Annotated in this window: 5 protein-coding genes; all 5 read left to right on the plus strand. The window is 63.5% G+C overall.

All coding sequences use genetic code 11. The annotated features are described in order from the left end of the window. Window positions 1-9: 9 nt before the first annotated feature. Entirely contained in the window at window positions 10-1,938 is a 1,929-nt protein-coding gene (locus tag AC1RZR_RS17110; protein ID WP_481825369.1) for an autotransporter assembly complex protein TamA, read from the plus strand. Window positions 1,939-1,941: 3 nt separating this feature from the next. Beyond that, window positions 1,942-7,995 carry a translocation/assembly module TamB domain-containing protein gene (locus tag AC1RZR_RS17115; protein WP_481825370.1) on the plus strand — a complete coding sequence of 2,018 codons (6,054 nt, stop codon included), beginning with the start codon at window positions 1,942-1,944 and terminating at the stop codon, window positions 7,993-7,995. Between the two features lie 404 nt (window positions 7,996-8,399). Beyond that, entirely contained in the window at window positions 8,400-10,055 is a 1,656-nt protein-coding gene (locus tag AC1RZR_RS17120; RefSeq protein ID WP_477274422.1) for an ABC transporter substrate-binding protein, read from the plus strand. Window positions 10,056-10,279: 224 nt separating this feature from the next. Further along, window positions 10,280-11,314, plus strand: a complete 1,035-nt coding sequence (locus tag AC1RZR_RS17125) for an ABC transporter permease (RefSeq protein ID WP_477274424.1) — start codon at window positions 10,280-10,282, stop codon at window positions 11,312-11,314. 12 nt (window positions 11,315-11,326) lie between these two features. Continuing rightward, window positions 11,327-12,484: an ABC transporter permease gene (locus tag AC1RZR_RS17130; protein ID WP_379103577.1), complete on the plus strand. Its 1,158-nt coding sequence runs from the start codon at window positions 11,327-11,329 to the stop codon at window positions 12,482-12,484. Window positions 12,485-12,543: the final 59 nt, after the last annotated feature.

Below are 12,543 nucleotides of genomic sequence, written 5' to 3' on the forward strand. Positions count from 1 at the left end.
GTTGTCTTAATGCCGGCGCATGAAGAGCAGATGTCAGGAGGTACCGCGCCAGGGCGTGTGCTTCCGCGCGCCCTGCTTTTGGCCATGCTTTGCTCGACCGCACTTGTCGCCGAGGCCGGAAATGCCACCGCTTTCGAGCTTTTCGGCATCAAGCTGTGGGGGGCGTCCAAGGACGAGGACGCCGACATCGTCGATCCCATGCGCTATGCCGTGACCATCTCCGCGCCCGACGCCGACAAGGATCTCGTCAAGAAGCTGGAAAACGCCTCGACGCTGAAAAGTGACGAGGAGCGCCCGGTTTCCGGCTCGCTCGGGCTGATGGCCAAGGCGCGCAGCGACCGTGAACAGTTGATCGCCTCGCTCTATGCCGATGCCCGCTACGAAGGCGTCGTCACCATCACTATCGACGGCAAGCCGCTGGATGACTTGCCGCCGGATGCGGAATTCAAGGGTCCGCAGCCGGTTCCGGTGGCCATCGATATTGCCAGCGGGCCGAAATTCACTCTCGGCAATGTCCGGCTGGAGGGCGACGCGGCGGGGCTGATGAGCGCCGATTATGGCCTAATCGCCGGCGGCGACGCCGGTTCCGGCGCCGTGCTCAAGGCCGAGGCGCTGGTCGTGCGGACACTGAAAGAGCAGGGCAGGCCGCTGGCCAAGGTGACAGACCGCCAGATCGTCGCCGACCATGCCACCTCGACGCTCGACGTGACGCTGACGGTCGCCGCCGGGCCGGTCGCCGGCTATGGCGACACCACGGTGGAAGGCACCGAGAAGGTCGATCGCGACTTCACCGAATACATGACCGGCCTCAAGCGTGGCCGGCAATACTCGCCGCAAGAGATCAGCGACGCGCGCGACCGGTTGCTGGCGCTCGAGGTCTTCAACAGCGTGACGTTCAAGGAAGCCGACAAGCTCGATGCCGACGGCAACATTCCGATCGGCGTCCAGGTCAGCGAGCGCAAGCCGCGCTATTTCGGCGTCGGCGGCACGTTCTCCAACACCGAGGGCCTCGGCCTGGAAGGCTATTGGGGCCACCGCAACCTGTTTGGCCACGCCGAAAAACTACGCATCGACGGCGCCATCAGCGGCATCGGCAGCAATGACCTCAGCCAGCTCAACTATAATGCCGGCATCATGTTCGAAAAGCCCGGCGTGATCGGGCCGGCATCGAAATTCTTCGCCAGCGTCAAGACCGTGCTCGAGCATCCGGACGCCTACGATCATTTCTCGATCAAGGGCAGCACCGGCCTGTCCTACGAACTTACCAAGAAGCAGACGGTGTCGGCGGAAGTCTCGCTCGACTATTCGCGGATCCACGACGCTTTCGGCAAGCACAAATACCTGATCGCCAGTATCCCGCTGCAATATGTCTACGACAACAGGGACAACCGGCTGAATCCGACCAGCGGCTTCCGGATGCTGGCCTATGCGGAGCCCAGCTACGACATTCTGAGCGGCGCGGCGTTCCTCAAGCTGAAAGGCGAGGGATCGGCTTATCAGTCGCTGGATTCGGCCTCGAAGTTCGTGCTGGCCGAACGCGTAGCGGTTGGCTCTATCGTCGGCACCGGTCTTCAGAATGTGCCGGCCGACCGGCGCTTCTATTCCGGCGGCGGCGGCTCGGTGCGCGGCTACGCTTATCAGGGCATCGGCCCGAAGGATCCTACCGGACAGCCGATCGGCGGCCTGTCCTTCTTCGAGACCTCGGTCGAAATGCGCATTGGCATCACCGACACGATCGGCATCGTGCCGTTCGTCGATGCCGGCACGGTGTCGACCAGGTCGGTTCCCAACTTCTCCGACGTCAAGATCGGCGCCGGCGTCGGCCTGCGCTATGTCACGCCGTTCGGGCCGCTGCGCATCGACGCCGCCGTGCCGCTCAACCGCGACCCCGGCGATCCGCATTTCGGCATCTATGCCGGCATCGGACAGGCGTTCTAAGCCATGAAGACATTCAGGCGCATCCTTCGCATCGTCCTCTACACGTTGCTCATCGTGATCGCCGGCGCGATCGGCGCGTTGGTGGTGCTGACCAAGACCGAGCGCGGACGCGACAATCTCGCCGGTATCATTTCGCGGCTGGCATCGAGCGATGACAGCAAGATCACCGTCAGCGGCATCGACGGCATCTGGTCGGGCGCGCTCAGTGTCGACCATGTGGTGCTGGAGGACCGCGAGGGCGCCTGGCTGGTGGCGCGCAAGGTCGCCGTCGACTGGTCGCCGCTGGCGCTGCTGTCGAAAAGCTTCAGCGCCGAGCGCATCGCGGCCGAGCGCATCGAACTGGCGCGGTTGCCAGTGGCGAGCACGCAACCAGCGCAGAGCGGCGGCACTACGACGCTGCCGGTCTCGCTCGACATCAAGCAGATAGACCTGCCCGAAATCGCACTCGGCCAGGACCTGGCCGGCAGCGGCATTGCCGAACTTGCCGCTAAGGGGATGCTCAAGGCCGATGCCGCGCCGCTGGCGGTCGAGACGACGCTCAACGTCACCCGCCATGACGGCAAGCAGGGCAATGTCGACGCCAACATCCACTTTGCGCCAGCAGACAACAGGCTCGACCTTGACCTCAAGGCCTCGGAGCCGGCAGGCGGCATCATCGCCAATTTGCTCAAACTGCCCGATACCCCGCCGGTCGATATAACCGTCTCGGGCACGGGACCGCTCGCCAACTGGAACGGCATCGGCACATTCACAGTCGATGGCAAGATCGTCACCCAACTGACGGGCCGCCACCAGTCGACCGACAAGGGCAGCCATGTCGAGGCCAAGGGCGACGGTGAGTTCGAGCGTTTCCTGCCCGAAAATCTGAAGCCGCTGTTTGCCGGCAAGACCAGCTTCGATGTCGCGGGAACGGCGATTGCCGCCGGCGGCGTCGATATCGAGCATGCCAGCATCGAAAGCGATGCCATGCACGGAACAGCCGCCGGCATGGTCGATCCGAAAGGTGGCAGCGACCTGTCGGTTGAACTCGCCGCCAAAGGCGCGCCTGTGGTGATCAGCGTCGGCAGCACGGCGCAGCCGATTGCGCTGGCGATCAACAGCGCCACCGCCCGTGCGTTCGGTGACGGCAAGACGCCGATCATCGACATCGGCGCCTCCTTCGTTTCGATCGTCGCCGGCGGAACGCGGCTGGACGATCTGGCGGCGCAGATCCATTCCGATGGCTTCGACATCCAGAATCGCGCCGGGCCGGTTACCGTCAAGCTGGAGGCGGGCGGCCTGAAAACCGACGTGGCGACACTGGCGCCACTGATCACCGGCAAGGTCAACGTCGATCTGGCCGGATCGATCAGCAAGGACGCCATTGCCATCGACCAGGGCACGTTGCGCTCCGACGCGGTCAACGCCTCGCTGACGGCGACGGTGGCGCTTGCCGATCTGTCGATGCAGCTCAAGATGAATGCCGATGCGGTGGCGACGGCCTTGCCGCCGCAGATCGCCTCGGTGCTCGGCGCCCGGGTGAAGTTCTCGGCCGCGGCGACCCGCGATCCGCAGGGATCTTTCGCCGCCAACTCGATCTCGTTCACCTCCGGCACGCTCAGCGCCAGCGGCACCGCCAGCGCGCAAGGCAGCGACATCCAGGCCGACATCAAGGGCAGGCTGGGCGACGTTTCTGTGTTGTCGCCGATGGTTGGCGTGCCGGTTGCCGGCGGCATCGATTTCGCGCTGTCGGCAAGCGGGGCCAGGACGGCGCCGGATTTCACCGTCTCCGCCGACAGCGACAGCCTGACGGCTTCGGGCCGCACCGTGAAGACCATCAAGCTGACGGCAAGCGGCAAGGCCGACATCGCCAGTCCCGCCGCCAATGTCTCGCTGACCGGCTCCGTCAACGACCAGCCGCTCGACATCAAGGCGGCGCTGGTGACGAGCGAGGGCAAGCGTTCGATCGATGGCTTCCTGGTCTCGCTGGGCGACAACAAGGTCTCGGGCGACCTCGCGCTGGATGAAAAATTCATGCCCTTGGGCACGCTGACGCTCGACGCGCCCGCCATTGACCAATTGGCCGCGCTCGCCGGCCAAGCGGTGACGGGCGACATCGACGGCACCATCCGCTTCGCTAGGGATGGCGACGCGCCCTCGGTCGCCATCGACGCGAAGAGCACGTCGATTGCGCGCGGCGAGGTGACGGCCAAGGCCATCACCGTCGATGCGCTGATTGCCAACTATCTCAAGGCGCCGGCGATCTCCGGTTCGATCAAGGCCGACAGCGTCACCTCCGGAACCACCGAAATCGGCGGCATCGGCGTCGACCTGAAGCGCGACGGCGACTGGACCAATTTTACCGGCGGCGCCACCATTGCGGGCATCCCGGCAACAGCTGCCGGCCGGGTCAAGATCGCCGACGGCAAGACCAGCGTCGAAATTGCTTCTGGCGAAGCCACGGTTCGCGGCATCAAGGCCGCGATCGCGGCGCCCTCTACTGTTTCCATCGCCAATGGCACGACCAGCATCGAGAAGCTGGCGCTCGATGTCGGCGGCGGTTCGGTGACGCTGTCCGGCACCGCGGGTCAGGCGCTCGACCTGGCAGCGGAATTCTCGGCACTGCCGGCAGCCCTTGCCAATGCTTTTTCACCCGGTCTCGATGCCGTGGGTACGCTGGGCGGTACTGCGCAAGTGACCGGGTCGCCATCTGTGCCCGAGGTTCGGTTCAACGCGCAATTGGCTGGCGTCGAAACCAGCCAGACCCGCCAGGCCGGGCTCGGGCCGCTGGCTGTCGACGCGGCCGGCAGCTACACCATGGCGGGCGGCGTCGCTCTCGACCATGCGACGCTTATCGGTGACAAGATTTCCGGCAAGGCGACGGGCACCCTCAATCCGAATGGCGCCAGCGATTTCGTCCTCGATCTCACATCCTCCGGTCCGAGCCTGCCGCTGACGCTGGGCAGTGCTGAAAGCCCGATCAAGCTCGAACTGCAGGCGCTTTCGGTGAAAGCTGCCGGGCAGGGCACGCAGCCGCGGCTCGATATTTCGGCGACGCTGCCCTCGGTCGCAACCAATCTGACCAAGGTCGAGGGCGTCGCGGTCGCTTTGCATTCCGATGCCTTCGATCTGAAGACCCGGACGGGACCGATTTCCGGCACCGTTTCGGCCGACACGATCGGCCTCGACAATCCTACCATCGCACCGCTGATTGCCGGCAAGGTGACGGCCAAGGTCGCCGGCAGCCTCGCCACGGACGCCGTCACCATCGACAGCGGCTCGGTGACGAGCGATGCGCTGAACAGCGGTTTTAGCGGTCGGGTATCGTTGGCCGACGGCGCCATCGACCTCAATCTGAAAGCCGACGCCGCTTCCGCGGCACTGCCGGCCGCGGTGCGCGGTGTGCTTGCCGAACGCGCGCAACTGAGCGCGGTGCTGAAGCGCGATGCTGCCGGCAATGTCAATGTCGATGGATTGAAGCTGGCCTCGGGCGCGCTGACCGCCGAGGGCCAAGCCAGCCTCGCCGACAACAAGGTCGCCGCCGACATCAAGGGCGCTCTGAGCGATATTTCATTGCTGTCTAAGGACGCCAAGGGCGCCATTGCCTTCGCCCTGAATGCGCAGGGACCGGCCACCGCACCGGATCTGTCGCTGACGGTCGACAGTGACCGGCTTCTGGTGGCAGCGCGCGAGATCACCGGGCTGAAGCTCACCGCCACCGGCAAGGCCGATGCCGCCAATCCGGCGGCGAACGTGCAACTGACCGGCAATGTCGCCGGCCAGGCGCTGCAAGGCAGTGCGGTGCTGGCGACGGCTTACGGCAAGAGCGCCATCAATGGCTTGCTGCTGTCGCTCGGCAAGAACAGGATTTCCGGCGACCTGGCGTTGGACGAGAAGTTCGTGCCGGTCGGCACCATCGCGCTCGACCTGCCAGACATCGGTCCGCTGGCGGCGCTTGCGCTGGAAAAGGCCGAGGGCGATGTGCGCGGCACCATTGCTTTCTCGAAGAACGGCACCGCACCCCAAGTGGCGATCAAGGCTGCGACGGCATCGATCTCGCGCGGCGACCTCCAGGCAAAGGCCGTTTCCATCGATGCGCTGATCGCAAACTATCTCGCGGCACCGGTGATCTCCGGAAAGATCCGTGCCGACACCGTCACCTCCGGCGGCACCGTGATCAGCGGCATCGATGTCGACCTGAAGCGCGACGGCGACTGGACCGGCTTCTCCGGCGGCGCCACCGTCAAGGGCATCCCGGCCAAGGCTACGGGCCGGGTGAAAGTGGTCAATGGTACGACCACCATCGAGCTCGCGTCCGGCCAGGCGACGGTCCAGGGCATCAAGGCAGCCATCGCACAGGCCTCGACCATCAGCATTGCCAATGGCACGACGACGCTGGACCGTCTGGTGCTCAACCTCGGCGGCGGCACGGCGACGGTGACCGGCAAGGTCGCCAAGGCACTCGACATCAATGCGACCCTGGCGCGGGTGCCGTTGTCGCTGGCCAACAGTTTCTCGCCGGGGCTCGATGCCGCCGGTTCAATCTCGGGCACGGTGAAGGTGACTGGTGCGCCGGCGAGCCCCGCTGTTGCCTTCAACATCGACGCCGCCGGCGTGCAGACGTCGCAGACCCGCGGCGCCGGTATCGGCGCGGTGGGTGTTTCTTCTTCCGGCACCTTCGCCGCCAACAAGCTGACCTTCAACGCCAATGTCAGCGATCGAGCCGGCCTTGGCATCAAGGGCGGCGGCACCGTGACGACGGCAGGCACGCCGGCGCTGGTGCTCGACTTCAATGGCGCCGTGCCCTTCGGGCTGCTCAGCCAGAAGCTCGCCGCGCAAGGGCTGTCGCTGTCTGGAACCGCCAATGTCAACGTGCAGGTTCGGGGTCCCGCGACATCGCCTGTCATCGGCGGCAGCGTCAGCGCCTCGGGAGCGCGGTTGGTCGATGCGCGCTCGGGCCTCGCGGTCAACGATCTCGCCGTCGATGTGTCGATCAGCGGCGGCGTTGCCAGGATCAACCGGCTGACCGGCACGCTGTCGACGCGCGGCAGCCTGTCGGCCAGCGGCACCGTCGGCATCAATCCGGCGCAAGGTTTTCCGGCCGATCTGTCGATCAAGCTCGTTGACGGCCGTTATACTGACGGCCGGGTGGTGACGGCCAATCTCGGCGGCGACCTGACGATCAAGGGGCCCCTGACATCCGCACCGGTGATTGCCGGCACCGTCAATCTCGCCAAGACGGTGATCACGGTTCCTGACAAGCTGCCCGGCTCGCTTTCGGAGCTCGATGTCAAGCACAAGAATGCGCCAGGCGCCGTGCGGGCGCAGGACAAGGCGCTGCGTCCGCCGACGACCAGCGGCGGTGGCGGCGGCAGCGGCCTCACCCTCGATGTCACGGTCAATGCGCCGAACCAGATCTTCATCCAGGGCAGGGGCGTCGATGCCGAACTCGGCGGCTCGCTCAGGCTGACCGGGCCGGCATCGTCGCCGCAAGCGGTCGGTACCTTCACGCTGCAGCGCGGACGGCTGTCGATCTTGGGCAAGCGCCTGACCTTCACCGAAGGCACGGTAGGTTTCTCCGGCTCGCTGGTGCCTTACCTCAATTTGACGGCGACAACGACGACGACCAGCACAACCGTCACCATCGTGGTGTCGGGCGAGGCGACCAATCCAAAATTCACCTTCTCCTCGGTGCCGGCGCTGCCCGAGGACGAGGTGCTGGCGCAGCTGATCTTCGGCCGCTCGATGTCGAACCTGTCGCCGCTGCAGATCGCCCAGCTTGCCGAAGCGGCCGGGCAACTGGCCGGCGTCGGCGGTTCGACGTCGCTGCTTGAAAACCTGCGCAGCGCCATCGGCGTCGACGATCTGGATGTCACCACCGACGACAAGGGGGGTACGGCGGTTTCGGCCGGCAAGTATCTCAACGATCGCACCTATGTGACGATCCAGAAAGGCGACAAGCCGGGTTCTGGCAAGGCGACCATCGACCTCAATGTCGGGCGCGGCGTCAAATTGCGCGGCGAGGCCAACGATGCCGGCGAGGCCAAGGGCGGCATTTTCTACGAGAAGGAATACTGACGTAAGGTTTGTTGATATTCAGGTGATGCCGGCCTGCAAACGACGGCCTTCTGCGCTTCCGGTGCTCACGGACCCGAATGTCCGCTCCGGTTCTCGAAAGCCACCGTTTTCGGCTCGGCCTGACCTGAATCTCAATACACCTTAAGCCCGGCTTTTGGCCCCATGGTAGCTCCAGGCTGGTGCTGTCCGCCCTTCAGTAAATGTCTCAGTTTAATGGACTATCGAGATTCCTGAGGAATCCGTCGGGCAGTAGCAATTTTGCGCCAAGACTGTCGTTATCACGCGAACCGCTCCCCCTCCAAAGTTGCACATTCCTGTACATGTTCCTAATCCATGCCGTCTTTGACATCATGGCCCGGATGCGGAATGTTAAAAGGCGGAAAGCCAACAATGGGAGTTAAGTCATGACAATTTACAAGAGTAACGGCGATCGCGTTCCCGACCACATCCTGGCGATGGCTGAAGAAGCCAAGGCCGGCAAGGTGGATCGCCGTGAATTCCTGGCGCTGGCCAGCGTCTTCGGCGCGTCGACGGCGATGGCCTACGGCATGCTCGGTCTTGCCGTGCCGACCGAGGCGCGCGCGGAAGATGCCCCCAAGAAGGGTGGCATCCTGAAGGTCGCACAGTGGGTCAAGGATCCAAAGGATCCGCGCAAGTCCGACTGGTCGGAAATCGCCAATGCCGAGCGTCAGGCGCTCGAGCCGCTGGTCAAATACACCACCGAATATACGTTCCGCCCCTATCTGCTCGAGAGCTGGGACGTGAATGACGACGCCACCGAATACGTGCTGCATGTGCGCAAAGGCGTTACCTGGCACAACGGCGATGCGTTCACCGCCGACGATGTGGTGCACAACTTCAACCGCTGGGGCGAGAAGGCTGCCGAAGGCAATTCCATGCCCGGCCGCCTCGGCACGCTGTTCGACGACAAGACCGGCAAGCTGCGTGAAGGCGCGGTGACCAAGGTCGACGACATGACCGTCAAGCTGTCGCTGACCAAGCCCGACATCTCGATCATCCCCGGCATTTGCGACTATGTCGCGCTCGTCGTCCACAAGACCTTCGATGAAAAGGGCGGCGATTTCAAAGCCTGCCCGATCGGCACCGGCCCGTTCGAGCTCGTCTCCTACGATGTCGGCCAAAAGGTGGTCTACAAGCGCCGCGCCGACAACAAATGGTGGGACGGTGACGTCTATCTCGACGGTGTCGAGTTCATCGACTACGGCACCGATCCGGCCGCCATGGTCAGCGCCTTCGAGGCGGGTGAGGTTCACACCAATTTCGAGACATCGGCCGACTACGTGTCGATCCTCGACGGCATGGACCTGGTCAAGTCCGAAGTCGTCACCGCTTCGACCATCGTCTGCCGCACCAACGTCAACAACAAGCCTTACGACAACGAGAAGGTGCGCAAGGCACTGCAGCTCGGCGTCGACAACAATGTCGTCCTCCAGCTCGGTTACGGCAATGCCGGCTCGGTCGCCGAGAACCACCATGTCTGCCCGATCCATCCGGAATATTACGAGCTGCCGAAGCTCACCCGCGATCCCGCCAAGGCGAAAGCCTTGATGGCGGAAGCCGGCCAGGCCGACTTCGAACACGACTTGATCACGGTCGACGAGGACTGGCACAAGAACACCGGTGATTCCATCGCCGCGCAGTTGCGCGACGCTGGCATCAAGGTGAAGCGCACGGTGCTGCCGGGCTCGACATTCTGGAACGACTGGCTGAAGTATCCGCTGTCGATGACAAACTGGAACATGCGGCCGCTCGGCGTCCAGGTTCTGGCGCTTGCCTACCGCACCGGTGAAGCCTGGAACGAATGTGCATGGTCGAACCCTGACTGGGACGCCAAGCTCAACGCCGCGCTTTCGGTTGCCGACGCGACCAAGCGCAAGGAGATGATGAAGGATATCGAGCAGATTCTGCAGGATTCCGGCATCATCATCCAGCCCTACTGGCGCAAGCTCTACAGCCACTCGGTTGCCGCTGTTAAGAACTACAAGATGCATCCGACGTTCGAGCGCGACTACGGCAAGATCTGGCTCGACCAGGCCTGATCGGGCGATCGGGGAAAGGGGCGATCTGCCCCTTTCCCCGCGCTCTTGCATGGTTCCAAAATCGGAAGTCGGCGCAGCAAGAAAGTTGCGGACTCTTCGGACATGGTCATGCAATAAAACAGAGTTGATCGCATTCGAGGGCCTGTTTGACAGCCAGTTCTGCCGTCGCGGCGGAGGTGGTTTCCAGCAGGCTTCAACCCCAACCAGACCGGCAGGGGACCGCCATGCTTTCTTTCGTTATCAGGCGTCTCGGCACCATGGCATTGACGATGCTGTGCCTGACGATGGTCGTCTTCTTCCTGATCAATCTCGATCCGAACCTGAAGAAGCTGGCGATCAGCCAGACCGAAATGCATACCTCCGCCGAGCAGCTGGAAAGCTGGCTGGCCGAACATGGCTATCGCCAGAATTTCTTTGTCAGGTACGGTCAATGGCTCGGCCTTATGCCCAAGCAGCCGGTGACCGATCCCGCGACGGGCAAGCCGGCGCAGCGTTTTTCCTTCTGCAACGATCCGCTCGTGCCGACCTTCTCCGGCATTCTGCAGGGCGATTTCGGCTGCTCGACTAAGTTCAAGACCACCGTGGCGTCGAAGCTGTTTCCGGCGCTTAGCGCCACCGGCATCCTGATGCTCTGCGTCCTGCTGGTTATGGTGCCGGTCTCGCTGGTGATCGGTATCCTTGCCGGTATGCGCGAAGGGTCACGAACCGACCGGGTGCTATCGGTCGCCTCGATTGCGTCGACGGCGACACCCGAATATGTGTCGGGCGTCATCTTCACTGTCATCTTCGCCTCGTGGCTCGGTTGGCTGAACGGCTCGGCGGCCTCGGCCAGCCAGGGCATCACCTTCTACAATTTCACTTTGCCGGTCATGACGTTGGCGATCTATGGCATCGGCTACATCGCCCGCATGACCCGCGCTTCGATGGTCGAGGTGATGACGCAGCAATATATCCGGACCGCCCGATTGAAGGGCCTTTCCTTCGGCAACGTCGTGGTCAAGCACGCACTGCGCAATGCGCTGATCGCGCCATTCACGGTCATCATGCTGCAATTCCCCTGGCTGCTCACCGGCGTCGTCATCGTCGAGGTGATGTTCCGCTACCAGGGGTTCGGCTACACGCTGGTCGAGGCTGCCGGCAACAACGACATCGACCTTTTGCTGGGCTGTTCGCTGGTCTCGGTGTTCATCGTCCTGATCACCCAGCTTATTTCCGATGTCGGCTACGCGTTTCTCAATCCGCGTATCAGAGTTCAGTAGGAGAACGGGCGGATGCAGGTCGAATATATTGGCGCCTTCAATGTCGTGCTTGGCGTGCTTGCGCGTTTCTGGCCGGTCTGGATCGCTCTCGTCCTGGTGATGGGGGCGAGCTTCACCTACAAGAAGAAGCTTGGCCTTTACGGCCAGCTCTTCGACAGTGGTGTCGGCATCGTCGGCGTCGGCATCTGCCTGTTCTGGCTGTTCACGGCGATCTTCGCGTCGACCATCTCGCCCTTCGATCCGCTTGCCCAGATCCCGATCATGAAGGACACGCTGCCGGGCGCGATCGAGCCGGCGTCGAAGCTCGTCTACTACTTCGGCGGCGACAAGCTGGCCCGCGACGTGTTTTCGCGCATGGTCTATGGCAGCCAGATCGTGCTGATCATCGCACCTGCCGCGACGGGCTTCGCGCTGATGGTCGGCATCACGCTCGGCCTGCCGGCCGGCTACTATGGCGGCAAGATCGACACCGTGCTGTCGTTCCTCGCCAATCTGGTGCTGGCCTTCCCGGTGATCCTATTGTTCTACCTGCTGGTGACGCCTGGCATCATGGACACGCCGATCCCCTACGCCATGGCCGGCGTGTTCTTCCTGTTTCCGATCATCTTCTTCAGCGTGCTGTTCTGGACACGCTATAAGAACCGGCCCGACCGGCTCTACATCCTGCTCGGCATCACCCTGATCCTCGGCGGCTGGATTTACCTTGGCCTCGTGTTCGACGCCGATCCGCTGAAGATCGTGCATATCGACCCCAACCAGCTCAACATCTTCGTGGCGGTGGTGTTCGCCTCCAGCCCCGGCGTGTTCCGCATCGTGCGCGGCCTGGTGATGGACATCAAGACGCGCGATTATGTGGCGGCGGCGCAGACGCGCGGTGAATCGCCCTGGTACATCATGCTGTGGGAGATTCTGCCCAATGCGCGCGGGCCGCTGATCGTCGATGCCTGCCTGCGCATCGGCTACACCACCATCCTGCTCGGCACGCTCGGCTATTTCGGCCTCGGCCTGGCGCCGGAAAGCCCGGACTGGGGCACCGCGATCAAGGACGCCAGCCGCCTGCTGCGCTCCTTCATCCACCCGGCGCTGCCGCCGACGATCGCACTGATGTCGTTCGTGCTGGGGCTCAATTTGCTCGCCGACTCGTTGCGCGAACAATCGATGAAAGACTGATCTGGGGTTTCGACCCGACGCGAATAGCACGTGCCTGAAAAACCAAGGATTGGAGCGAC

This window comes from Mesorhizobium bavaricum (assembly GCF_056781655.1).